The organism is Deltaproteobacteria bacterium, from assembly GCA_003696105.1.
Lineage (GTDB): Bacteria > Myxococcota_A > Polyangia > Haliangiales > J016 > J016.
This window is the reverse complement of record RFGE01000328.1, coordinates 18,304-42,156: the sequence shown is the minus strand read 5'-3', so window position 1 is coordinate 42,156 and position 23,853 is coordinate 18,304. Positions and strand designations below refer to the sequence as shown.

The 23,853-nt window shown below is 71.9% G+C and carries 18 protein-coding genes; 9 read left to right on the top strand and 9 right to left on the bottom strand.

The genetic code is table 11. The features are described 5' to 3' along the window. Positions 1 to 1,582: OmpA family protein (locus D6689_20605; GenBank protein ID RMH37905.1), on the top strand; the 1,582-nt coding region annotated here is incomplete at its 5' end. Here the strand turns inward: D6689_20605 and D6689_20600 are convergent. Together D6689_20600 and D6689_20595 are read right to left on the bottom strand one after the other, a co-directional pair. Then, entirely contained in the window at positions 1,554 to 2,879 is a 1,326-nt protein-coding gene (locus D6689_20600) for an FAD-binding oxidoreductase (GenBank protein ID RMH37904.1), read from the bottom strand. The two genes, D6689_20605 and D6689_20600, sit on opposite strands and share 29 nt — an antisense overlap. Continuing rightward, a complete protein-coding gene (locus D6689_20595) occupies positions 2,876 to 4,585 on the bottom strand; it encodes an FAD-binding oxidoreductase (protein RMH37903.1) in 1,710 nt (569 codons plus the stop codon). The genes D6689_20600 and D6689_20595 overlap by 4 nt, the downstream gene beginning before the upstream one ends. A 35-nt stretch (positions 4,586 to 4,620) precedes the next feature. Between D6689_20595 and D6689_20590 the strand changes: the two genes are divergently transcribed. After that, positions 4,621 to 5,775, top strand: a complete 1,155-nt coding sequence (locus D6689_20590) for an MFS transporter (protein ID RMH37907.1) — start codon at positions 4,621 to 4,623, stop codon at positions 5,773 to 5,775. Here the strand turns inward: D6689_20590 and D6689_20585 are convergent. Further along, a complete protein-coding gene (locus D6689_20585; GenBank protein ID RMH37902.1) occupies positions 5,768 to 7,033 on the bottom strand; it encodes a hypothetical protein in 1,266 nt (421 codons plus the stop codon). The two genes, D6689_20590 and D6689_20585, sit on opposite strands and share 8 nt — an antisense overlap. A gap of 88 nt (positions 7,034 to 7,121) precedes the next feature. On the opposite strand from D6689_20585, the gene D6689_20580 reads away from it, so the two are divergent. Next, positions 7,122 to 8,009 carry a 3-hydroxyacyl-CoA dehydrogenase family protein gene (locus D6689_20580; protein ID RMH37901.1) on the top strand — a complete coding sequence of 296 codons (888 nt, stop codon included), beginning with the start codon at positions 7,122 to 7,124 and terminating at the stop codon, positions 8,007 to 8,009. A 31-nt stretch (positions 8,010 to 8,040) separates the two neighbouring features. Here the strand turns inward: D6689_20580 and D6689_20575 are convergent, their stop codons facing one another. Continuing rightward, on the bottom strand, positions 8,041 to 8,652 hold the full coding sequence (locus tag D6689_20575) for a M23 family metallopeptidase (GenBank protein ID RMH37900.1): 612 nt from the start codon (positions 8,650 to 8,652) through the stop codon (positions 8,041 to 8,043). Between the two features lie 191 nt (positions 8,653 to 8,843). Between D6689_20575 and D6689_20570 the strand changes: the two genes are divergently transcribed. After that, positions 8,844 to 11,144, top strand: a complete 2,301-nt coding sequence (locus tag D6689_20570; GenBank protein ID RMH37899.1) for an NADP-dependent malic enzyme — start codon at positions 8,844 to 8,846, stop codon at positions 11,142 to 11,144. On the opposite strand, the gene D6689_20565 is transcribed toward D6689_20570, so the two are convergent. Then, positions 11,106 to 13,436: a hypothetical protein gene (locus D6689_20565; protein RMH37898.1), complete on the bottom strand. Its 2,331-nt coding sequence runs from the start codon at positions 13,434 to 13,436 to the stop codon at positions 11,106 to 11,108. The genes D6689_20570 and D6689_20565 overlap by 39 nt on opposite strands. A 17-nt stretch (positions 13,437 to 13,453) precedes the next feature. Between D6689_20565 and mtnP the strand changes: the two genes are divergently transcribed. From mtnP to D6689_20540, 5 genes are all read left to right on the top strand, one after another. Beyond that, on the top strand, positions 13,454 to 14,329 hold the full coding sequence (gene mtnP / locus D6689_20560; protein RMH37897.1) for an S-methyl-5'-thioadenosine phosphorylase: 876 nt from the start codon (positions 13,454 to 13,456) through the stop codon (positions 14,327 to 14,329). Then, positions 14,326 to 15,264 (top strand): sugar kinase, encoded by a 939-nt coding sequence (locus D6689_20555; protein RMH37896.1) that lies wholly within the window; start codon positions 14,326 to 14,328, stop codon positions 15,262 to 15,264. Before mtnP ends, D6689_20555 begins: the two co-directional genes overlap by 4 nt. Before the next feature lie 219 nt (positions 15,265 to 15,483). Continuing rightward, entirely contained in the window at positions 15,484 to 16,395 is a 912-nt protein-coding gene (locus D6689_20550) for a tetratricopeptide repeat protein (protein ID RMH37895.1), read from the top strand. A gap of 266 nt (positions 16,396 to 16,661) precedes the next feature. Next, positions 16,662 to 17,603, top strand: a complete 942-nt coding sequence (locus D6689_20545) for a tetratricopeptide repeat protein (protein RMH37894.1) — start codon at positions 16,662 to 16,664, stop codon at positions 17,601 to 17,603. A 356-nt stretch (positions 17,604 to 17,959) separates the two neighbouring features. Continuing rightward, complete coding sequence (locus D6689_20540; GenBank protein RMH37893.1) at positions 17,960 to 19,579, top strand: FAD-binding oxidoreductase; 1,620 nt, start codon at positions 17,960 to 17,962, stop codon at positions 19,577 to 19,579. A 52-nt stretch (positions 19,580 to 19,631) separates the two neighbouring features. On the opposite strand, the gene D6689_20535 is transcribed toward D6689_20540, so the two are convergent. From D6689_20535 to tsaE, 4 genes are all read right to left on the bottom strand, one after another. Continuing rightward, positions 19,632 to 20,513 (bottom strand): hypothetical protein, encoded by an 882-nt coding sequence (locus D6689_20535; GenBank protein ID RMH37892.1) that lies wholly within the window; start codon positions 20,511 to 20,513, stop codon positions 19,632 to 19,634. Positions 20,514 to 20,589: 76 nt separating this feature from the next. Then, complete coding sequence (locus D6689_20530; protein RMH37891.1) at positions 20,590 to 21,441, bottom strand: hypothetical protein; 852 nt, start codon at positions 21,439 to 21,441, stop codon at positions 20,590 to 20,592. After that, positions 21,438 to 23,411, bottom strand: a complete 1,974-nt coding sequence (locus tag D6689_20525; protein ID RMH37890.1) for a M1 family peptidase — start codon at positions 23,409 to 23,411, stop codon at positions 21,438 to 21,440. The genes D6689_20530 and D6689_20525 overlap by 4 nt, the downstream gene beginning before the upstream one ends. Next, positions 23,369 to 23,851, bottom strand: a complete 483-nt coding sequence (gene tsaE, locus D6689_20520) for a tRNA (adenosine(37)-N6)-threonylcarbamoyltransferase complex ATPase subunit type 1 TsaE (GenBank protein RMH37889.1) — start codon at positions 23,849 to 23,851, stop codon at positions 23,369 to 23,371. The genes D6689_20525 and tsaE overlap by 43 nt, the downstream gene beginning before the upstream one ends. Between the last annotated feature and the right edge of the window lie 2 nt (positions 23,852 to 23,853).

Here is a 23,853-nt window from a genome sequence, read left to right as displayed (position 1 = left end):
GTCTGCGCGCGCCGGCGGGCTCGATGCCAGCGGCTACCGGCCCGCGCTGTCGTCCACCGGGTTCTTCGCGCGCGACGGCGGCGCGGTGCTCGCGCCCGGTGCGGTCGAGATCGCGCTGTCGCTCGACGCGGCCGACGACCTGCTCGTCGTCCGCGATCCGCGGACCGGGGCGGTGTGGCCGGATGGCGGGCGGCTCGTCGACGCGCGGCTTACCGGCACCCTCGGCATCGCAGTCGGCCTGTTCGGACGCGTCGAACTCGGCGCTCAGATGCCGGTCGTGCTCGCACAGGACGGCGCGGTGCAGCGCGTGCGCGCGCGCGGCGATCTGGCGTCGACGGCGGCCGGCGACCTCCGGGTGGGCGGCAAGCTGCGCTTGCTCGGGTCGGACGCGCTCGCGTTGTCGCTCGCGGTCGACGCCGCCGCGCCGACCGGATCGGCCGACGGATTCGCCGGCGGGTCGATCGCGGTGACGTCCCGGGTGGTCGTGGGCGGCCGGGTGGGCCGGTTCGCGTTCGGGGTCGACGTCGGCTATCGCGCGCGCGAGCGCGCCGTCGTCGGCGACCTCGCGGTGGACGACGAGATCGTCGGCGGTGCGGCGACGGCGGTCGCAGTCGTGCGCGGTCGCGCGTGGCTCGTCGCCGAGGCGAACGCGGCGGTCGCGGCCGGCGGCGGAGGCGACACCCTCCGGCCGGTCGAGGTGCTGGCAGGTGTCCGTTGGCGGCCGCGCGGCCCGTGGCTCGTCCAGGCCGGTGTCGGCGCCGGTGTCACCGAGGGCTACGGAGCGCCCCGCGCGCGTGGCGTGATCGCGCTGCGCTACGCGCCGGTGCCGCGGCCGGCGGCGGGTCCGCGCGCCCCCGTTCGCGTCGTCCGCCGGCCCACGCCGCCGCCTGCGCCGAAACCGCCGGTCGACAGTGACGGCGACGGAGTGTCCGATGCCGACGATCGCTGTCCGCTGGCCCCCGAGGACCGCGACGGCTTCGAGGACGAGGATGGGTGTCCAGACAACGACAACGACGGCGACGGCATCGCCGACCGCGACGACCGCTGCCCGCTCGAGCGCGAGGTCGTCAACGGCGTCGATGACACCGACGGGTGCCCCGACGAGGGGTTGATCGAGTTGGTCGAGGACCGCATCGTGTTGCCCAACCGCGTTCTGTTCGACACGGATCGAGCGCGGGTCAAGCACAGCGGAAAGAAGGTGCTGCGCGCGATCGTGGAACTATGGCGCCAACACCCGGAGTGGGATCGAATGCTCGTCCAGGGACACACCGACGAGCGGGGAGACGCCGATTACAATCTGTGGCTGAGCCAGCGGCGCGCGGAGCGCGTCGTGCGCGAACTGGTCAAACTCGGCGTCGATCCCGCCAAGTTGGAGGCGCAGGGATTTGGCGAAACGAAGCCGGTCGCGCACGGCGACTCGGAAGAGGCGCTGCAGAAGAACCGCCGCGTCGAGTTCGTGATCATCGAGCGACGCCCGCCCGATGCGCCGGGAACCGGCGAGAGCGGATCGGGGGACGGTGCCGGCGACGCGCCCGCCGGCGGCCCCCGGCCGGTCAGCCCGCCAGGGCTCCAGGGTTCATGATGTCGTGCGGGTCGAGTTCGCGCCGCAGCGCCGCGAAGTAGTCGTCCACCTGACGATCGCGTGCGCCGAGCAGCCGGCCGCCCGCCTCGCGTGCGGCCGCCGCCGCGATCGCGCAAAGCGTGTCGAGCGTCGCGTCGTCCACCGGTGCGCCGTCCGGCGCGGTGAACGTGAAAAACAGCACCGCGCCGTCGGCGTCGAAGCGCGACACGTGCGCGCGCGCCGCCGCGCCGGCCGCCTCGACCGCCGCGAGCACGGCGCGATACACGGGCGTCTGGCTGCGCGGTCGGGCGGCGACTTGCAACACCGGCGCCGGACCGGGCGGAGGCGGCTCGCGACCGGTGCGCCGTCGCCACCACACCTCGGCGACATCGCTGCCGAGCCGGTGCCCGCCCATCGCATTGGCCGCCGACGCAATCAGGTCGCGGTCGCACGCCGCCAGGTCGGTCGGACCGGCCGTTGCGCACACGAGCACCGCCTGGTTGCCGCGGCACACGCCGGGCCCGACGTAGGCTCTCGCCTCGTTGCCGTCGAGGACACGGACCGCCTCCGGCGCGGCGTCTTCACGCAGGGCGAGGCGGACGGCGTCCAGCGCCGCGTCGACCGACGGCAGCACGTGCGCGTCCAGCAGCCGTGCCTCCGGCCGCCGGTGGACGCGCAATACGATCGACGTGATGTAGCCGAGCGTGCCCTCGCTGCCACACAGGGCGCGCGCGAGGTCGGGACCGGTGGCGCGCCGCGGCGCGACGCGCGTGTGGATCATCCGCCCGTCGGCCAACACCGCCGACACGCCGAGCACGGCGTCCTCGAAGAAGCCGTGGCGGACGGACGACTTGCCCGGCGTGCGGACCGCCACCAACCCGCCGAGCGTCGCGGCGAGCGCGGCCGGCGGATAGTCGCCGATGGTGAGGCCGCGAGGGGCGAGCATCCGCTCGAGAGCGTGCGCCGTCAGACCACACTGCGCGTGGACGACCTGCGAGGTCTCGTCCAGGTGCAGTACGTGGTCGAGCCGCCGGCTGTCGACGAAAAAGCAGGGGCGAGACCGCAGCGGCTCGGTGCGCGGTGCGCGACTGCCCTCGCCGATCGGGACGACCGCGATCCGGTGGCGCCCGGCGATGCGGACGATTTCCGCGATCTCCGCCGCCGATCCGGGGCGCAGCCACCACGCCGGGGCATCGCCGGGTTCGAGCGCCACGCCGATGTCGCGCAGCGCGGTCGGCGAGCTGCGCACGTGGTCGGCGCCGAGGACGCCGGAGAGAGCGTCGTCGAGATCGGCGGGCAGAGCGAGCGAAGCGGTCATGGCAGGCCGAGCTTGCCGGGGTTCATGATGTTGTCGGGATCGAACGTGCGCTTGATCGCGCGCAGGACGGTCATCGCGTCGCGGTGTTCGGCAGCCATCGCATCGGCTTTGAGCAGGCCGACGCCGTGGTGATGGCTGATCGTGCCGCCGGCGCGGCTGGCCGCCGCGAGTCCGTCGCGCCATACCGCGTCGTACACGCGCTCGGCCTCCTCGCGAGTGTCGCCGTAGCCGGCGAACGAAAAATAGATCGAACACCCTTCCGGGTACGCATGCGAAAAGTGCGCCATCACCGCGGCGTGGTTGGCGATGGCGGCGCGCACGGCCGCGTACAGGTCCATCAGGCGCTCCCAGGTTGCGGCGACCTCCATCGTGTCGACGAACACACCGTGTGCGAACGCCTTCGACATGTTGTACGAGATCGAGTATCGGTGCTCGTACCAGTGCCGGCCCGGTTCCTCGCCGAGGTCCCTGCCGCCTGCGCGTGCCAGCTCGGCAAACGTGAGGCCGGCTTCGATCTCGGTGCGGATGCGCGAACCCTCGAGGCCGATGATCAACAGGCAGCCCTTGCGCGACACCCGGTCGACGATCGCCGTGGCGAGCCGGTTGAGCAGGCGAGGGCGAGCGAGCGCCGTCGCGACCAATTCGCGGCGAACTGCCTTGCGGGCGCCGTCCGCATTGCCGGCGAGCAGCGCGCTGAGCGCTCGGCCGAGGCCGCGGCGCCGGCCGCGGTCGGTCTCGGGAGGTCGAACTCCGACGTCCGGCAGCGCGCCGGCGCCCGGCGGCGGCGCGGGGGCGAATCGTCGCGGGTCGGTGTCGCCCGAGTGGTCGGAGCGCGTCGACAGCGAGTGAAAGAACGTGTCCGCCTCGTCGTACAGACGGACGACAGCGGGCCGCAGTCCGCGCTGCATGACGCGGCGGATCGCTTCGACGCCGGCCGCGACATCGTCGAACTCGAACCCGCGCAACAGGCGCAGCTCCGGGGCGAGGCTCACGCGCAGCCGCGCGGACGTGATGATGCCGAGGGTTCCTTCACTGCCGAGCACGAGCTGCGTCCAGTTGGGGCCGGTGATTGCGCGCTGCAGCTCGTCGGTGCGCACCAGCTCGCCGCGACCCGTCACCAGCGTCACGCCTGCGACGCGGTCTTCGACCTTGCCGTATTTGGTCGACATCTGGCCGGCCGCGCGCGTGGCCAGCCACCCGCCGACGGTCGAGCAGTAGATCGAGGACGGGAAGTGACCGAATGTGTAGCCGCGGGCGGCCAGCGCGCGCTCGAATCGTTCGCCGTTGATGCCGGCCTCGACGTCGCACAGCATCTCGTCCCGGTCGATGGCCGACATCGCGGTCATCCGTTTGAGGTCGACCGTGATGCCGCCGCGCACGGGCACGGCGCCGCCGCACACGCCGGAGCCGCCGCCGTACGGCACGATCGGGACGCCGCGCTCCCGCGCCAGTCGCACCACCGCGACCACCTCGCGTTCGGTTTCGGGCCACACGACGAAATGCGGAGCGTGCGGCAGCGGGCGGCCGTCGCGCACCGACAGGAGCAAGCGTGGCCACATGTCGCGCGAATAGGCCGCAAGATCCGGTTCGCTGCGCGATACGCGGTCGTCGCCGAACATCCGGACGAGGTCGCGCCCGAGCGCATCGAGCTCCGCAGCGGTCGTCAACATTTCCGCGACGGTATGCCGGTCGCCGGCGGCGGTCAATCGTGTTACGAAACTCAAGCGTGGCTGCGAACGACATTCGCGCAGCAAACCGCGCGCTCGCCGTCGTCTCCGTGGCCGTGTTGCTCGCGTCGTCCACCTGGTTCAGCGGTACCGCGGCGGCGCCAGCGCTCGCGCGCGCCTGGCACCTGTCGCCGGCGGCGTCAGCGTGGCTCACGCTGTCGACGCAGGTGGGGTTCATCGGGGGCACGTTTCTGTATGCCGCGACGAACCTCGCCGACGTGTACAACCCGCGGTGGGTGTTTTTCGGTTCGGCTGTGGCGACCGCCGCGTGCAACGCCGCGTTCGCTCTGGTCGCCGACGGACTGGGTTCGGCGGTGGCGTTGCGCGCGGCGACCGGTGTCGCGCTCGCCGGCGTGTACCCGGTCGGCATGAAGATCGTCGCGTCGTGGTTTCGCACCGGGCTGGGCTGGCGACTCGGCGTGATGGTCGGTGCGCTCACGCTCGGTACCGCGACCCCGTACCTCCTGCGCGCGGTCGGCGCCGACCTGGGCTGGCGCGCACCGGTGGCGTCGTCGTCGGTGCTCGCGGTCGCGGGCGGCGCATTGATGGTCGTCGCGGTACGCGACGGTCCCCACCTGCGGGACCGCGCTCCGTTCGACCCGCGCGCGATGATCGACGTGTTCCGCGACGATGCGTTTCGCTATACGGCGATCGGGTATTTCGGCCACATGTGGGAGTTGTATGCGTTTTGGTCGCTGGTGGGCGCGTACGTGGCGGATGCCGGCGTGCAGGCGGTGCCGCTGGTTGCGTTTGCAACCGTAGGCGTCGGAGCGTTGGGCTGTGCGGCCGGCGGCTGGCTGTCGCGACGAGTGGGCGAGCGCGCGGTCGCGACCTGGGCGCTCGCAACGAGCGGCATCGCATGCGCGCTGTCGGGCGTCGCGCATTGGCTGCCGGCACCGGTGCTGGTGGCGTTCGTGCTGGTGTGGGGCGTCGTGGTCGTCGCCGACTCGCCGCAGTTTTCGGCGCTGGCGGCGCGCTACTGCCCGCCTCGCTATACCGGCACTGCGCTCACCGTACAAAATGGCGTCGGCTTCGCGGTCACGCTGGTCACGATCCAACTCGTCCCGGTGCTCGCCGGCGCGGTCGGTTGGCGGTGGGCGTTCGCGCCGCTGGCTGCCGGCCCTGCGGTCGGGCTATGGGCGATGGCGCGGCTGCGCGCGGTCAGTTGACGATCGTCGAGCAGCCGAACTTGACGGTGATCGACCCGTCGGCGCTCATCTGGACGCGGTCGCAGGTCGCCGGGCACAGCAGGATCTGCGTCGGTGCGGTCGGGTCGTCGTAGTACCAGCCGCCGGACGGACCACAGTCGGCCAGCCCGCCGGGGACGTTGGGAATGACCTCCTCCGGACCGCCCGGGTTCGGCGCGAAGCCGACGTTGACCCGCGTGTAGTCGATCATCTCGCCGCCCGGCGGATCGGGGATGTTGTACACGCAGGCAACTTGTGACGCGTCGACGACGGCGGTCGCCATGTCCATGAACGCCGGCAGGAAGTCCTGAGTGCACAGGTTGCCGAGCACGCCACCCGTGGACGACACGAGTTGTTTGTACACGGTGCCCTCCGAGGCCGGCAGCGGCACGCACGCGATCCCGAGGGTGGAGTCCGTGCCACAGCACGGGTCGCACGTATTGCACGCGGTCATGTTGATCTGGCAGGGAAAACACGCCACGCCGCTCAGATCGTACGGGGCGACGATCGCGTCAAACTTGAACCCCTCGAAGCTCGGATCGAGTGCCACGAGCATTGTGGCAAAGTCGCTCGCCGCGAGCGCGGAATTGTCGTCGGAGATGACCGCGATCGTGCGGGTTGCGTCCGGTCGCAGCGAGTCCTTCCACTGATCGTAGGTGCTGAGAATGAGCTGTAGCGAGTTCCTGCTGCCAACCTCGGTGACCACATGGCGGTAGGTCGGCAGTTTCTCGTCGTTCGGGCACGACCCGCTGCCGAGCGGGGCCGGCACGCAGATACCCTGCTCGTCGGTCGAGTCGGCCGAGATCAGGATGACGTGCGCGTCGATGCCGCTGGCGGTGAGCACGTTCACGAAACTGTTCATCGCGTCCTGCACGAACCCTGCCTCGTCGGTCATGCTGCCGGAATTGTCGACGACCACCAGGATGTCCGCGGGCAGCGTGACCGATTCGGCGGTCGACGATGTCTCGGCGCAGGTGTCCTCGGTGCAGGTGCCGTTTTCGCACACTTCCGTATCCGCGCACGGATGGTCGCACCGGCCGCAGTGGTTGCGGTCGGTGGCAATCACCACGCATGCGCCACCGCACGACGTCTCGCCCGGACGGCAGTCGCCGGGCGCCGCGTCGATCGCCGCGCCGCCACCGTCGCCGCGCCCGCCGGAGCCGCCGTCGCGATCGGCTGCGCCCGGCGCACAAGCCCACAACAGCGCCGCGGTCGCGGCGCACGCAACGCTTCGTTTCATTGCCAACAGCACCCCACCGAGAGGCTAGAAATTTCCCGGCGCGTACGTCAAGCGAAAGTTTCGGGGGACCTGTGGTACACACCGCGCCATGCCGAAGCGCGTCGCATTCGAAGACATCGCCACGGTCACCGTGATCGGAGCGGGCACGATGGGCCACGGGATTGCGCAAGTCTGCGCGATGGCTGGCTATCGCACGTGGCTGTGCGACGTGGATCGCGCCGTCGCCGAACGCGCCGTGGCGCGCGTCCGCGCCAACCTCGACAAGGGCATCGCCCGCGGCAAGGTGACCGAGGCCGACCGGGACGCGGCTCTCGCGCGGCTGGCGGTGGCCGATTCGATCGGCGCGGCGGCGGCCGAGTCGCAGCTCGTGATCGAGGCGGCGCCCGAGAAGATGGACATCAAGCAGGCGCTGTTCCGCGAGGCAGAGGAGACCGCGCCGGCCGGCGCGCTGTTCGGCACCAACACCAGCTCGCTGTCCATCGGCGGGATCGCGTCGGCGGTGGCGGATCCGGGACGAGTCGTCGGACTGCACTTCTTCAATCCGGTTCACATCATGAAGCTGCTCGAGATCGTGCGGCACGAGCACAACGACGACGCGACGATCGAAACCTGCCGCCGATTCGCAGAGCGGATCGGCAAGACGCCGGTGGTCGTCAAGGACGTGCCTGGGTTCGCGACGAGCCGGCTCGGCGTGGCCGTGGGCCTCGAGGCGATTCGCATGGTGGAGGAGGGGGTCGCGTCGGCCGCGGACATCGACACGGCGATGCGGCTCGGCTACGGCTACCCGATGGGTCCGCTGGAATTGTCGGATCTCGTCGGCCTCGACATCCGCCTGCACATCGCCGACTACCTGCGCGACACTCTCGGCGAGCGCTTCGAGGCGCCGGCGCTGCTGCGCGACATGGTCGCGGCCGGCAAGCTCGGCAAGAAGTCGGGCGAAGGCTTCTACCGCTGGGTCGACGGCAAGAAGGTGTAGCGCGGCGCGTCGCGGGCCGCCGGCCGCGCGACTACGAGCCGGCGCCGCGCTGGCGCCGCAGGCCCGTCGAGTCCGGCAGCTCACGGCGCGGGTCGATCGCCTTGCCGTCGCGGTGCACCTCGAAGTGCAGGTGCGGGCCGGTCGTCCGCCCGCTCGACCCGACGGTACCGACGATGTGACCGGCGGGCACGAGGTCGCCGCGGCGCACGCGAATGCGCTGCAGGTGGGCGTACACGGTCGTGAGGCCACCTCCGTGGTCGATCACCACCACCCGCCCGTAGGCGCCCTTGCGGCGAGCGCGGACGACCCGCCCCGGCGCCGCGGCGCGCACTGGAGTGCCGCGGTCGGCGTCGAAGTCGAGCCCCTTGTGGAGTCGGCGCCGCCGCGTGATCGGGTCGCGGCGGAAGCCGAACTCGCTCGCGACCGGCGCATCGACCGGAGCCATCACCAACTCGTCGGCGCGGTAGAGCCCGTCGCGGACGGCGGCCACGACCGCGGCGACGCGGGCGAACCAGCCGTCCGCGGCGCGCACGCGGTCGGCGGCCGACTGCGCGCGGGCATCCGATGGCGCCGCGGCGAGCGCGGCGGCCACGGCCAGCGCCGCCGCGGCAGCGCGGCGCGATGTGGGCGGGGTGGACGACATCGAACGACGAAAACCGCGCGCATCGTGGTCGCCGCGCCGTCGCGTGTCAACCGCCTAGCGTGTGGCGCGCGCCACATGCCGCGGGAAATCCTGTCGTCACGTGGCGTTGCGCGGCGAGCGCCGGCCCACCGAACCGGATTCGCGCACCGCGCGCGGCCTCCGCCTCCCGGCCCCGGTGGTACCGTCGCGCCATGGTTCGCTCCGACGAAGCCCTTCGGTACCACACGCGCGGCGGCCGCCCCGGCAAGATCGAGGTCGTCCCGACCAAGCCGCTCGTGACCCAGCGCGACCTGTCGCTGGCGTACTCGCCCGGCGTGGCCGAGCCGTGCCTCGCGATCGCTGCCGATCCCGAAAAGAGCTACGACTATACCGCGCGCGGCAATCTCGTCGCGGTCATCACGAACGGCACCGCGGTACTCGGTCTCGGCGACATCGGCGCGCTGGCGAGCAAGCCGGTGATGGAGGGCAAAGGATGCCTGTTCAAGAAGTTCGCCGACATCGACGTGTTCGACATCGAGATCGCCGAGACGGATCCGGATAAGTTCGTGGACATCGTCGCGGCGCTCGAGCCGACGTTCGGCGGCATCAACCTCGAGGACATCGCCGCGCCCGCGTCGTTCGAGATCGAGCGCAAGCTGCGCGAGCGCATGACCATCCCCGTGTTCCACGACGATCAGCACGGGACCGCGATCATCACCGGGGCAGCGCTCATCAACGCCTGCGATCTCACCGGTCGCGCGCTCGCCGATTGCCGCGTCGTCGTATCCGGCGCGGGCGCCTCCGCGATCGCGTGCGCCCACTTCATGGTGGAGCTGGGCGTCGACCGTCGCAACATCGTGCTCGTCGACTCGAAAGGCGTCATCTATGAGGGGCGAGAGGGCGTCAACGAGTACAAGGCTGCGTTCGCCGGGCCGGACACCGGGGCGCGCAGTTTGGCGGACGCCATGGCCGGCGCCGACGTGTTCTTGGGCTTGTCGCGCGGCGGCCTGGTGACGCAGGACATGGTGCGGTCGATGGCCGACCGGCCGATCGTGTTCGCCCTGGCCAACCCCGACCCAGAGATTCCCTACGCTGACGCGATGGCTGCGCGCGACGACGTCATCGTTGCTACGGGACGGTCGGACCACCCGAACCAGGTCAACAACGTGCTCGGGTTCCCCTACATCTTTCGCGGCGCCCTCGACGTCCGCGCGACGCAGATCAACGAGGCGATGAAGATCGCGTGCGCGAAGGCGCTCGCCGCGCTGGCGCGCGAAAACGTCGAGGACACCGTGATCGACGCCTACGGTGGTCAGCCGCTGCAATACGGGCCGCTGTACCTCATTCCCAAGCCGTTCGATCCGAGGGTGCTGTGGTGGGTGGCGCCCGCCGTCGCTCGGGCGGCCGTGGAGTCCGGCGTAGCCCGGCTGACGATCGACCCGGACGAGTACGCCGAGCGCCTGCGGCGCAAGCACGGCGGGGTCGGCTACGCGGTCATGCGCAACGTGGTCGAGTCTGCGCGCGAGCAGCCCAAACGGATCGCGTTCCCCGAGGCGAGCAACCCGAAGGTGCTGCGGGCGTGCGAGCGCGTGCTCGAGGAGGGGATCGCCGTACCGATCCTGCTCGGTCGCGCGGAGGACATCGACCGGACCGCGTCGGATGTCGGCTTGACGGAGTTGCTCGGCCGCGTCGAGGTGATCGACCCGGTGCGGTCGCCGCGCTACGACGACTACTGCGAGCGGTTGTACCAGCGCCGCCAGCGCAAGGGCATGACGCTGCCCGCGGCGCAGGCGATGCTGCGCCGTTCGAATGCGTTCGGCTGCATGATGGTGGCCGAGGGCGACGCCGACGGAATCGTGTCGGGCCTGAAGCTGAGCTATCGCGACACGATCCGGCCAGCGCTGCAGATCATCGGTCCGCAGCCTGGCGTTCGCCGCATCACCGGCATGTACATGATGGTGATGAAGGATCGCGTCAAGTTCATTGCTGACGCAACCATCAATATCGATCCGGATGTCGATACGCTCGTCGAGAGCGCATTGTTGGTCGCGGATGCGGTCCGTTCGTTCGGGATCACTCCGCGGGTCGCGCTCGTGTCGTTTTCCAACTTTGGCTCTCACCCACATCCGCGCGCGCAGAAAGTGCGGGATGCGCTCGCCGCCATCCGCGAGCGGCGGCCGGAACTCGAGGTCGAGGGCGAGATGCAGGCGGACTTCGCGGTCGACAAGGCGATGCTCGACGAGTTGTATCCGTTCCACGAGCTGTCGGGCGACGCCAACGTATTGATCTTTCCGTCGCTCGAGGCGGCGAACGCGTCGTACAAGCTGCTGGCGAAGCTCGGCGGGGCGACCGCGGTCGGCCCGGTGCTGCTCGGCATGGCCAAGCCGGTGACCGTACTCGCGCGCGAGATGTCGGTCGAGGCGATCGTCAACGCCACCGCATACACGGTCAAGCGCGCGCAGGAAGCGGAGCCCCTAACGCCGCATCTCGCGCTCAAGGACAGCGATCTCTAGCGCGTCGGCCAACGCGTACAGGTCGTCGCCCGCGCGCGGCGTCGCGAGCAGGCGCAGGGCGCTCTGCTCCGGTGGGCTCAAGTGACCGGCGAGCGCGTCGACCAGCGCGTCGCCGTCGGTCGCGACGGCGCCGGCTGCCTCGCACGCGAGGGCGATGATTGCCGCGACGTCGTCGGCGGGCACGGCATCGGGCGGCGGGGTGACGTGGCCCGCGACCAACAGCGTCGGGTAGCCGTGGTCGTCGATCACGATGGACGCCGGCGACACGGCGCCGTGTGCGGTGGCCGCGCGGTGCAGCGGCACGACGGCGCGCGCGAGCCGTTTGACGAGGCGCGCCACGGCGCGCGGCGACAGCGGTCCGCCGGCGAGCGCGCTGGCCAGCGGCGCGCCGGCCGGAGCCTCGAACACGGCGAGCGCCTTCGCGCGATCGTATGCGAGCGCCCGCTGCAGGTACGGCCCGCCGCCGCGCGCGAGGGCGAACAGCCGCGCCTCCGCGGCCGGCGACAGCGGCGCATCGAACTGTTCGAGGATGACCGAGCGGTCGAGCGCGCGGTCGACGGCCCGCCGGAGGGTCGACGTGGCGGTTCGGTCGAGGAGGGTGTCGAACGCGTATCGCGGGGCGTCGTCGCCTGGTTGCGCGACGCGCGTGGTCGCCGGCGGCGCCTCGCGTGGCGCGTCGTCGGCCTCCCGGCGCGGCGCGCGCGGCAATACCAGCGGCGCGGCACTCGCCGGCGGCAGCGCGGCGATCGCTCGCCGCAGCGCGTCCACGCTGTCGAAGCGATCGGCCGGGTTCTTTTCGAGCAGCCGGGCCAGGATGGCATCCCACCGCGACCCGAGATCGGGAGCGATCTCGGACGCGCGCGGCGGCGGCTCTCCCAGGTGCTGCGCCACGAAGTCTGGACCGACGAATGGCAGCCGGCCGGTGAGCGCCTGATACAGCGTGACGCCGAGTGCGTACAGGTCGGCGGCGAACGTCAGCGGCGCGCCGGTGATCTGCTCGGGCGACATGTACGCGAGCGTGCCGATCAGTCCACCGGTCTGCGTCGCGCCGAGGTCCAGCAGGTGCGCGACGCCGAAGTCGCCTAGCTTCGCGGTGCCGCGCGCGTCGAAGAAGATGTTCGGCGGCTTGATGTCGCGGTGGACGATGTTGCGCCGGTGCGCCAGCTCGAGGCCGGCCAGGATGTCGAGCGCCATGCGGCGGACGCGCGGCTCGGCGAGCTTGGGGGCGAGGTGCTGCGCGAGCGAGCCGCCGGAGAGGTACTCCATGACCAGGTAGCCCTGGTCGACGGAAAAGTCGAGGATCTCCACGAGATTGGGGTGGTGCAGCGCGCGGGCGATCTGCGCCTCGCGCGCGAACCGCGCGTAGGCGTCCCGGCCGCGCGCCGGGGCGGCATTGAGCAGCTTCACCGCGACGCGGCGGCCGGTCACCTCGTCGGTGGCGAGAAATACACGGCCGGAACCGCCGGCGCCCAGCAGGCTCACCGTGCGGTAGCGTCCGCCGATGAGTTGGGACGGATCGCCGGCGCGCGCCGCGGAGGCCGGCGCGGCAGCGGCGTCGCGCAGCGCATCGAGCGCGGCGTCGAGCGTCGCCGGCAGATTCGCGCCGTCCTCGGCGCGCGTCGCGACGAGCACGTCGCGCGCGGCGTCGCGCAAGCCGAGCGCCGCGAGTTCGACGATCAGCTGGCGCCGCGCTGCCGCGCGGGTGGTCGGGTGGCGCGCGGCGCGCTGAAGGTGGGCGATCGCGTCGTCGTGTTGGAGCCGCCGGGCCAGCAACCGGCCGAGCGCCAGATGGGCCGGCGCCAGCTCGGCCTCGTCGCCGCCGTGTGCGACGAGCCGTTCGAGCAACTGTCCGGCATCGCGGTCGCGGCCGATCTGTTCGAGCAGCCGGGCCGCGTCCACATCGCGGTGGGCGTGGCGGAACAGCTCGATCGCGCGGTCGATGTCGCCGATTCGCTCGGCGATCTCCGCGGCCGCCGCCCAGCGCCGGCGCGCTGCGAGCGCGTCGATCGCAGCGCGGGCGCCGGCCTCGTCCGCCGACACCAGCGCGTCGATCAGTTCGCGAACGAGCGTTTCGTCGCGGGCGTCGATGGCGTTGCGCAGGGCCCGCGGCATGTCGCCGGCGGCGCGCGCACAGTCCGCTGCGGCGCGAAACTCCCAGATCCGCTCGTAGAGTTCGGCGGCCCGGCCGAAGTCGCCGCCATCGCGGGCTGCGCGTGCCGCCGCGGCGTAGTCGCCGGCGGCCAGCAGATCCTCGACGCTTTGGGCGCTCATTGCGGCGTACCGGCCCCTCATGGTACACCGCGCGGGCCGTGACGACCGTAGGAGTGATCGGGGGCAGCGGGATCTACGATCTCGACCAGCTCCAGGATGTCGAGGAGGTGTCCGTCGACACGCCGTTCGGTGCGCCGTCGGATCGATACATCACCGGCCGCCTCGGCGGCGTCAAGATGGTGTTCTTGCCGCGCCACGGGCGCGGTCACCGCATTCTGCCGCACGAGATCAACTACCGGGCGAACATCTACGGGATGAAGGCGCTCGGCGTCGAGTGGTTGATCTCGCTGTCGGCGGTCGGGTCGATGCGCGAGGACATCCGCCCGGGCGACATCGTCCTCGTCGATCAATTCATCGACTGGACGCGCCGGCGGCCCAGCACGTTCTTCGGCGACGGGATCGCCGCGCACGTCGCGTTCGGCGATCCGGTGAGTGCGCCGCTGCGCCGCATTCTCCTCGACGCGGCGCGCGAAGAGGTGGCGGCGGGCGGCGGCGGCGAGCGGGTGCACGACGGCGGAACCTACCTGGTGATGGAGGGGCCCCAGTTTTCGACGCGCGGCGAATCGCTGCTGTACCGGACGTGGGGCGTGGACGTGATCGGCATGACGAACATGCCGGAGGCCAAGCTCGCGCGCGAGGCGGAGATCAGCTATGCGACGGTCGCCCTGGCGACCGACTACGACTGCTGGCGCGAGGAGGAGGAAGCGGTGACCGTCGACGCGGTCGTCGCGATCGTCCGCAAGAACGCCGAGCTGGCGCGGCGCATCGTCGCGCGGGCGGCGGCGCGCATACCGGCCGAGCGCGACTGCCCGGCCGCAACCGCGCTGCAAAACGCGATCATGACCAGCCCGGACGCGATCTCGGCCGAGGTGCGCGAGCGACTCGGCCTGCTGATCGCCAAGTACGTGCGATGAACGGCCGCAGCCAAAACCGGTCGGTGCTCGCCGTCGGCTCGGTCGCGCTCGACGACATCGACGGGCCGTTCGGCTTGCAGCGCGACATCCTGGGGGGGTCGGCGTCGTTCTTCGCCACGGCGGCATCGTACTTTACCGATCGCGTGGCGCTCGTCGCGGTCATCGGCGACGATTTCCCCGAAGAGCACGTCGAGTTCCTGGCGTCGCGCGGCATCGACTTGACAGGCTTGCAGCGCGAGGGCGGCGACAGCTTTCACTGGTACGGCAAGTACTCGGACGATCTCACATCGCGCACCACGCTCGACACCAAGTTGGGCGTGTTCGCCGACTTCCGGCCGCGACTCGCCGACGTGCACCGGGATGCCGAGTTTTTGTTTCTCGGCAACATCGAGCCGTCGCTGCAGGCGAGCGTCGCCGAGCAGGTGGCTGCGCCGCGCCTGATCGCCGCTGACACGATGAACTTGTGGATCGAGCACCACGCCGACGCGCTGCGCCGCACGCTCGGCAAGGTCGACGTCCTGCTCATCAACGACGAGGAGGCGCGACAGCTGTCCGGGGCGCACAACCTCGCACTCGCGGCCAACGCGATCCGCGCGATGGGGCCGCGCGCCGTCGTGATCAAGCGGGGCGACGCAGGGGCCTACCTGTTTCACGAAGACGGTACGTTCGCGGTTCCGGCGCTGCCGATCGAAGAGGTCCGCGATCCGACCGGCGCGGGGGATTCGTTCGCGGGCGGGTTCATGGGCTATCTGGCCTACGCCGGCGCGACCGACGACGACGCCGTGCGGGGTGCGATGATCGCCGGCAGCGTGATGGCGTCGTACTGCGTCGAGCAGTTTTCGCTCGACGGGCTGCGCAACCTCACCGCCGAAATGATCGAGGAGCGGTTCGCGGCGTTCCAGGCGCTGATGCGCTGCGACCACATCCGCCTGTAATCCGCGGCCGCGGCAGCGTGACCGCGGCCACGATCGGTGGCGGCCGCGTTGCGCGGCCGGATGCGATACACCGCGTTCGAGTAACCCATCGTTGCCCTCGCGAGTGGGCGGTGCGCCGAAATCCGTCGCGCCGTGCCTCGCGGTTGGCTAGAATCGCCATCGCAGCTCCAGGGGCAGGCGTTGCGACCGGCTGTCGTTCCTGGACGCTCCCCCGACCCGATGCCCGACGACCGCACGAAGCTCATCGACAAAGCCCGCGCCGAGGCCCGCCGTGGCCGGCTCCGCCGCGCCACCGATCTGTACGAGCGAGCGGTCGCGTCGGCGCCCGACGACGCCCGCGGCTGGCTTGCGCTCGGTGACCTGTATCGCCGCTCCGGCGACGCGGACGCCGCCGCGGGCGCATACCGGCGCGCGGGTCGCGCCTACGCGGGGCTCGGCTTCGCCGCGCGGGCGCTTGCAGCCTACCGCCAGGCGCTCCGAATCGACGACGGCGATCCCGACACGCACGCGGCCGTCGCGGAACTGCACCTGCGCCTGGGCCACACGGCGGACGCGCGCGATGCGTTCGTGCGCGCCGCGGAGCGGTTCGAGGTGCGCGGCGACGCGGCGGGTGCGGCGCGCGCGGTCGGAGGGGCCGCCGCGATCGAGCCGGTCGATGTCGGCTTGTTGCGCCGGGCCGCCGAACTGGCGGCGGCTGCGGGAGACCGCGACGCGGCGCGCGCTCATCGACTCGCCGCCGCCGACTGGTACATGCGCGTCGGGGACGCACTGCGTGCGGTCCACGTGCTGCGCCCCGCGTACGAGGCGGAGCCGACCCGGGTCGACGTGCTCGACAAGCTCGCGCAGGCGTTCGCCGCCGCCGGGCGCGCCGACAAGGTGGCGATGGTGCGCGCCGAGCGCGCGCGCCTCTCCGGCGGCGATGGGGGAACGGGAGCGTTGGCGCGCGGGACCGAACCGCGCGGTGCACCGCCGTCCGTCGACACGCGCACCGCTGCGATGTTCGCACAGGCGATGGCGCGCTTGCGCGCCGGCGATCGCGGCGGCGCGGCCCGCATGCTGCGCGCGATCCTGGCAGACCGACCGGACCACGCCGAGGCGCGAGCGGCGCTGGAGCACCTCGACGGCGGATAGGCGGCCGCCGGCGCGTATGCCGGCCTACGCGCCGCACTGCCGCCGAACAATTTTTTCGCGACGCACTCACACGCGAGCGGAGGCAACCGAGCTTACGCGGCGACCGCGGCGCATTTTTTCGTACACGCGCCAGGTTGCGATGTTGTGCGCCGCCCCGTGTATGGACATGTCGCGGTCGCAGGGCCGATGTCGCTGAATGCGCAGATGCTTCTGCAACTAAATCGGCATCGCAGTTTCGGCGGCGATGGCGCATAGTGGAACCTGCCATGGCGTTCGACCGCACCAAGATACTCGCGGCTGCCGGCGCACGCGCGGCGCGAGGCCAGTTGCGCGCCGCGATCGCGCTATACCGTTCGGTCGTCGAGCGGGATCCCAACGATGCGTCGACCTGGATCAAGCTGGCCGACCTGTACCGGCGCTCGAACCGGTCGGCGGACGCGGCGGTAGCCTATCGGCGGGCGGCCGCGCTGTTTCGCGCCCGCGGGTTCGCGGCGCGCGCCGTCGCCGCCCTCGAGCAGGCGGTCCGCATCGCGCCCGACGATCCGGATGCGCGGATCGAAGTCGCCGACGTCCACGCCGAACTGGGCCACCACGCCGACGCGGCGCGCCACCTGGTGCGGGCAGCGGATGCGCTGTGTGCACGTGGTCGCCCGCGCGATGCGGTCGTCGCGCTGCGCCGCGTCGCCGCGATCGCGCCGAACGAGCCGCGCGTGCGCGAGCGGCTCATCGCCGCGTGCGCCGGCGCCGGCCGAATGGCCGAAGCGATCGAGCACGCGGTCGCGCTCGCCGACCTCTATCTGCGCGCGGGCCAGCCAAAGCGCGCGCTGCACGTGCTCGAACCGCTGGCGGCGGAGTCGCAGGACCACCCCGACCTGCGCGCTGCGCTCGCCCGGGCGCGCCGGGCGGCGCCTGTCGCCTCGGCGCAACGAGAGGCGGGCGCGAACGGCCCGGCGCCGCGGGCGGCGGGCGTCGAGGTCGCGCCTTTGCGCGTCGCGCCCCGCGCCGCGCGGCCGCTCGCGCGCGGCACCGAGCGGCGACCGCCGGATCCGTCCGCACGGCAGGCGGCCGCGTTGTTCGCCGAGGCGATTGCGTATGCCAAGGTCGGCCTCGCCGACCGCGCCATCCCACTGCTGCGCGAGGTGCTCGCGATTCAGCCCGATCACGACCTCGCACGACGCGCGCTGCATACCGCGTTGCGCCGCCGGTGACGGCGACGCGCGGAGCGCGCGGGCATACGCGCCGACGGAACGCCGGCGTGCCGGCACGCCGCACTCGTCGTGTCGGCGCGCAAATGAGCGATCGGTGTCCGCGGCTCGCGGAAGGCGCACGGCGACACCCGCGACTCGAAGCCGTCCGGCGCGCTCTATCGGGTCGACAACGGCGTCGCACCGCCGTTCGCCGCGCATCCGTTGCCGCGCGCCACGCGCGAGCGCGATCCGGTGGGGGCGAAGCGCCTGGTAGCGCCCGTTCGCGACCGGCATCGCGCCGGGCTCAACCGCAAGTGGCCTGCGGTACGCTGACCGCGGCCGCACCGGGCGGCCGCCGCGCAACGAGGAGACAGACGATGGCGACCGAGCGCGTCCGCAAGAACTTCTGGGGGTGGGGATGGGAGGAGCGATTCCCGGATGAGGCAACGCGGCGGTCGATCGGGCAGCTGGCCGCAGCGTTCATCGGCGGCGCGGACCTGCGCATGCAAGAGCCGCCGGCTCTCGATGAGGTCGAACTCGCGCCGCCGCGGGTCGCTCCGCCTGCCGCGTTGGCGGATCGGTTCAGCGCTCGCCCATACGATCGCGCGTGCCACTGTTACGGGCGCAACTATCGCGACGTGTGGCGGGGGTTTCACCGCGACTTCCGCGCCGCGCCGGACTGGGTCGTGACGCCGCGCGACGAAGCCGACATCGCTGCGGTGCTCGATTGGGCCGCTGACGCGCGCGTCGCAGTCATCCCGTACGGCGGCGGGACGAGCGTCGTCGGCGGGATCGAGGCGGCGGTAGGCGACGGCTACGCGGCCGCGGTGTCGCTCGACGTCGGCCGGCTCGATCGCGTGCTGGAGGTCGACGCGGCATCGCGCGCCGCCCGCATTCAGGCGGGCGCCAGCGGACCGGTACTCGAGCGCCAACTCGCCGAGCGCGGAATGACGCTGCGCTTCTTTCCGCAGTCGTTCGAGCTGTCTACGCTCGGCGGGTGGATCGCGACTCGCGCGGGAGGCCACTTCGCGACGCAGCACACGCACATCGACGACCTGGTCGAGTCGGTGCGCATGATCACGCCGCGCGGCACGTGGCACAGTCGGCGGCTGCCGGCGTCGGGCGCCGGCCCCAACCCGGATCGGTTGGCGCTCGGGTCCGAGGGGACGCTTGGCGTGATCACCGAAGCATGGGTGCGCGTGCGACCGCGCCCGCGGTGGCGGTCGAAGGCCACGGTGACGTTCGAGCGGTTCGCCGATGCCGCAGCCGCCGCGCGCGCGATCACGCAGGCTGAGCTATTTCCGGCCAACTGCCGGGTGCTCGACGGGCGGGAGGCGGCGCTCAACCGGATCCCGACCGGCGGCCGGGCGTTGCTGTTGCTCGCGTTCGAGTCGGCTGACCATCCGGTGGACGACGCGATGGCGCGAGCGCTCGAACTGGGGCGGTCGGCTGGCGGGCGGTGCGAGGACGGTCCGGTGTCGGCCGCCGGCGGCGACCGCGTGGACGCATCGGCGGGGGCCGCGTGGCGACGCGCGTTCGTCGACATGCCCTATCTCATCAACGTGCTCGTGAGCGTCGGACTCATCGGGGACACGTTCGAGACGGCGTGTACGTGGGACCGGTTCGACGCGCTGTGCGACGGTGTGATCAAAGAACTGCGCGATGCGCTGCACCGTGTGTGCGGCGGCGGCGTCGTGACGTGCCGCATCACGCACGTCTACCCGGACGGCGCCGCGCCGTATTTCACGTTCGTCGCGCCCGGGCGCGCGGGCGCCGAGGCGGATCAGTGGTGGGACCTGCGCGCGGCGGCCGCCGAGGCCGTCCTGCGGCACGGCGGTACCATCACGCACCACCACGCGGTCGGCCGGCTGCACCGCCCGTGGTACGACCGCGAGCGCCCCGAGCCGTTCGGGCTGGCGCTGCGTGCCGCCAAGCGAGCGGTCGATCCGGCGGGCGTGCTCAACCCGGGCGTATTGGTCGATCCGCAGGCGGAATGAAACGACCGGTTCGGTTCGGAGGACGCCGTGCGATGCGGCCGCTCCAGGTCGACTAACGAGCGGCCGCCGGCTTCGAATCGCGCGCGAGCGGGATCGCCACCGCGGCGCCGAACGTCGGGCCGTACCGGACCGGGTCGGCGTTCATCGGCTGGAACATGTGAAGCATCGCGCGAAGCCCGTTGCCGAATGTGAACTCGACGCCGGCGTTGGCGACGAAGTTGAGCGGCCCGCCCTCCACGTCGTCGCTGCTCTCGTCGAGCACGTTTTCGTTTTCGAGCCGTTTGATGGTGGGGTGGTTGCGGGCGGTGACGCCGCCGAACACGGTGAGGCGGGGGCTCAACTTCCAACTCGGGACCACGCCGAAAGCAAACACCGGCACGGTGTCGCGCTCGTGGTCGATGTCGGTGAACACCGGCCGGCCGTCGACGTCCAGATAGGTCGAGTATTCGACGTAAGGAACCGAGTAGAACAGCAAGTCGAAACCGAGGCCGAGCGAGAAGTTCGACACCCCGACGTCGGCCGCGTACTGCATGGTCAAGCCGCCACCGTAGACGTCGCCGTCGATCTCGTCGAGCGGCGGCTGGCCGTCCTGAATCGACAGGGCGCCGGCCTTGAGCCCGTGGTCCCATAACAGGCCGATGTCGAAGCGCGGTGTCGCGCGGAACCGGACCGCGCCGCTCGCGTGAACCCGCGGGATGTAAAGGCCGGCATTGGCTCCTTCGGCGATCTCGGGTTTGGTGAGCACCGACAGGGTGGACGTGCCGAGCGCAACTTCGGCGCGGTTGTCGCCAATCGGCTGGCCGGAGCGCTGTACCGGCTGCTGGTGCGGAACGAGCGCGGCGCGCTGCTGTTTGACGGTCGTGGACGCGGCCGACACGGTCACCGCGGCCGCGAGGAGCGCAATCCGTGCGATCGAACCAGGCGTGCTGATCATGATGCCATTATGGATCACCCGCCGCACCGCGATGTAGCCGGCCGCACAGGGTGCCGGAGTTTGCCGGGCGCCGCGATCAATGACCGAAGAGCCGCAGTTGGCCGGCGAGCGTGGTCGCGCGCGCGGCGAACCTCAGCGCGCTCACCGCCTGGCGCGCCGCGAAGAGCGCGATTGCACCGCCGGCAGCCGTCCAGGACGTGCCGCCGGTGGCCGCGATGTAGGCGACCAGCGCAGCCGCGCCGACCAGTTGCATCAACAATAGATGCGCGATCGCGACGGGGCGGCGGATCACCGCGGCGAACCCTCCGGCCAGCGCGCGCCACGCCGCGGTCGTCGGTGCGAGCGCCAGGCGAACGCGCGCGGCATCGGCCGCGGCGCGCACGATGAGCCACGCGGCCGCGCCGGGCAGCGCGCGGAGCGCGGCGCGCAACACGATCGCCGCCAGCGGCTGCGCGGACGGCTCGACCAGCGGCGGGATCGCACCGGCCGCGATCGCGGCCGCCGCCACCGCGTACGGTACGAGCGACCACAGCCACAGGCGCGCGAGGGGGCCGAACGCACGCGCGCCGCCGGTGCCGAACCGCGCCGCGGCGCCGGCGGCGTCGCGACCGGCCAGCGCGCAGATCAGCCCGCCGATCGCGAACCAGGAAGCGGCCAGATACAGCGCGGCGACGCCGACGGCCGCCCACACCACGCCGGCGAGCGCCGGGCCGACGGTACGCGCGACCTGCAGCGCGGCATAGGCGTCGCCGCGGGCCGCGGCGGCGACCGCCGGGTACACGCCAGCCGTGTGGGCGACGACCATCGCTGTCGCGAACCCGATCGCGCAGGCGGCGGCGACCTGCACGGCGTACAGCGCCGCGACGACGCGCCAGATGCGCGCGACGTCGCGCGCGCCGCCGGCGATCAACGCGGCGAGCTGTCTCACAGGCCGACCACCCCCAGCACGGTCTGCGTCCAGAACTGCGCGCGCGCGCCCGCCGCGCGTGCGGCCGCGCGGTCGGCGCCGCGGGTTTTCGACCGCGCGGGGCCGGACCGGTCGAGCGCGACGCGTCCGTCCGGATCGACATCGACCCGGACTGCGTCGCCGCGATCGATGTGCAGATCCAGCGTCGATCGGCCATCCCAGTCGTCGACGCGGGACGACGTGCCGTCGGCAAACTCGATCGAGATCGAGCACGGTACCGCGACGTCGCCGCGGTTGGCGACGACGACGTCGCACGTGTCGCGCTCGCAGGCGAAGTGCTCCACGCGCAGGTCGGCGGCGCCCCCGCGGCGGAACGCGGCATCGACGAATTCGCGGACGAACGCGGCGTGGTCGGGGCCGGCGTGGCGCTCCAGCGCGGCGAACAGGTCGTCGCCGGTCGGATGGCGGAATGCCCACTCGCGCGCGTAGTCGGCGAGAGCCGCGACGACGCGGTCGCGCCCGAGGACGCGCTCGAGGGTCTGCAACGCCAGCGCCGTGCGCACGTAGGTCGCGTCGCCGTACCAGCTCGCCAGCGGGTAGCGATAGCTCGGCTGTGCGATCGGCGCCGGGAACCATCCGGCCTGCAGCCACGTGAGTTGCCGGTAGTTCAGGCGCACGCCGAAGGCGTCGATCGCCGGGCGGCTGCCGTAGATCCGCTCGATCGCGAGCCCGTTGGTGTACTGGTTGACGCCCTCGTCGAGCCACGCCTCGTCGACCTCGTTGCTCGCGAGAATGCCTTGGAACCAGTTGTGACCGACCTCGTGGACCGTCACGAATTCGGGGACGAGACCGAGGTCTGCGGCCGGTCCATCGCCTGCGGTCGTCACCAGCGTCGGATACTCCATGCCGCCGGTGGCGTCGGCCGCATCCGGCGGCGGATCGACCACGGTCATCGTGGTCCACGGGTAGGGCACGAACAGGGCGCTGTATGCGTCGATCGCACCGATCGCGGCGCGCAGGTGGCGCTGCGCGAATGCGCGTTGGTCGGGTCGGTGGTAGACGCGCACGCGCACCGGACCGCGTTCGGTGGTCACCGTGCCCTCGACGAACTCGAAGTAGGGGTCGATGGCCCAGGCGAAGTCGTGGACGTCCTCGGCCCGGTAACGCAGCGTGCGCGTGCCGTCGCCGTGGTCGACCGCGTCCAGCAGCACGCCGGACGCGGCGACCACATGGGTGGCGGGAACGCGCAGCGACACGTCGTAGACGCCGAAGTCGGCAAAGAACTCGCTGTTGGCGTGAAACGGCTCGCAGTGCCAGCGCTCGTCGCCCGGCGGGCCGGTGCGGACGCCGATCTTGGGAAACCATTGGCCGACCATGGCGAAGTCGCCCTCGAACCCGGTGCGCGCGACCGCGCGCGGAAGTTGCACTCGGAACGACATCGCGACCGTGACCGCGCCGCCCGGGGGAATCGCAGCGGCAAGTGGCACCTCGAGGACCGTGCGGTCCTCGGCCGGGAACACCGCCCGGTCGCGCACGTCGTCTCCGCCGTCGATCGCGATCGCGTCGACTTCGATCCAGCCGGGGTGACTCCAGTCCGCCCGCGCGTCGCGGTGCGCGCCGTGAGACTCGCGCATGAACACCGTGTCGCGCGCTGCGAAGGCGTTCATGTACAGGTGAAACGGCAACCGGTCGACGGGCGACGCTCCCGCGTTGCGCCACGTCAGGTCCATGCGGCCGTCGATCGTGTGCGCCACCGCATCGTAGCGCGCGTCGATCCGGTAGTTGGCGATCCGCGGCGACTCGGGCTCGACGCGATGGCGCGACGGCAAGGCATCGACCGCCGGCAGCGGGCGAGGGGAGGGCGCAGGCCGTTCGCCGTGACAACTCGCGGCCGCGATGCCCGCGGCGACCGCGGCCCAGCGGGCGGGACGGCGGCACCCGCCGATCGTCATGCGCGCTCGATCCATGCCGCCGCGAGCGCGTCGGCCCACGCATCGGCCACCGCGCGGGCCGCCGGTCCGGTCGCGTCCACTTCGATCACTCGCTCGGTGGCGCCGGTGGTACGAAGGCGCACGATCAGCGCATCGGCGCCGAGCACGTCGAACCGGTCGGCCCACTCGATGGCCACCACGCCGTCGCCGCGCACGACCTCGTCGAGGCCGATGTCGTCGACTTCGTCGCGGCGTTCGAGCCGGTACAGGTCCGCGTGATACAGCGGCAGGCGTCCGCCGCCGTATTCGTTTATGAGCGTGAACGTGGGGCTCACTACCCGTACGTCCGCCGGCACGCCGAGCCCACGCGCGAGACCCTGAACGAACAGGGTCTTGCCCGCTCCGAGGTCGCCGACGAGGCCGACGACCGTACCGGGGGCCGCCACGCGCCCGAGATGCTCCGCGACGTCGGCGGTCTCGGCCGGGCTGCGGGTCGTCATCG

What these genes read in the sequence shown, in the direction of transcription:
- D6689_20600 (RMH37904.1), bottom strand. Translation starts at nt 2,879, where the DNA reads ATGACCGCTTCGCTCGCTCTGCCCGCCGATCTCGACGACGCTCTCTCC.
- D6689_20585 (RMH37902.1), bottom strand. Translation starts at nt 7,033, where the DNA reads ATGAAACGAAGCGTTGCGTGCGCCGCGACCGCGGCGCTGTTGTGGGCT.
- D6689_20580 (RMH37901.1), top strand. Translation starts at nt 7,122, where the DNA reads ATGCCGAAGCGCGTCGCATTCGAAGACATCGCCACGGTCACCGTGATC.
- D6689_20575 (RMH37900.1), bottom strand. Translation starts at nt 8,652, where the DNA reads ATGTCGTCCACCCCGCCCACATCGCGCCGCGCTGCCGCGGCGGCGCTG.
- D6689_20570 (RMH37899.1), top strand. Translation starts at nt 8,844, where the DNA reads ATGGTTCGCTCCGACGAAGCCCTTCGGTACCACACGCGCGGCGGCCGC.
- D6689_20565 (RMH37898.1), bottom strand. Translation starts at nt 13,436, where the DNA reads ATGAGGGGCCGGTACGCCGCAATGAGCGCCCAAAGCGTCGAGGATCTG.
- D6689_20555 (RMH37896.1), top strand. Translation starts at nt 14,326, where the DNA reads ATGAACGGCCGCAGCCAAAACCGGTCGGTGCTCGCCGTCGGCTCGGTC.
- D6689_20550 (RMH37895.1), top strand. Translation starts at nt 15,484, where the DNA reads ATGCCCGACGACCGCACGAAGCTCATCGACAAAGCCCGCGCCGAGGCC.
- D6689_20545 (RMH37894.1), top strand. Translation starts at nt 16,662, where the DNA reads ATGGCGTTCGACCGCACCAAGATACTCGCGGCTGCCGGCGCACGCGCG.
- D6689_20540 (RMH37893.1), top strand. Translation starts at nt 17,960, where the DNA reads ATGGCGACCGAGCGCGTCCGCAAGAACTTCTGGGGGTGGGGATGGGAG.
- D6689_20535 (RMH37892.1), bottom strand. Translation starts at nt 20,513, where the DNA reads ATGATCAGCACGCCTGGTTCGATCGCACGGATTGCGCTCCTCGCGGCC.
- tsaE (RMH37889.1), bottom strand. Translation starts at nt 23,851, where the DNA reads ATGACGACCCGCAGCCCGGCCGAGACCGCCGACGTCGCGGAGCATCTC.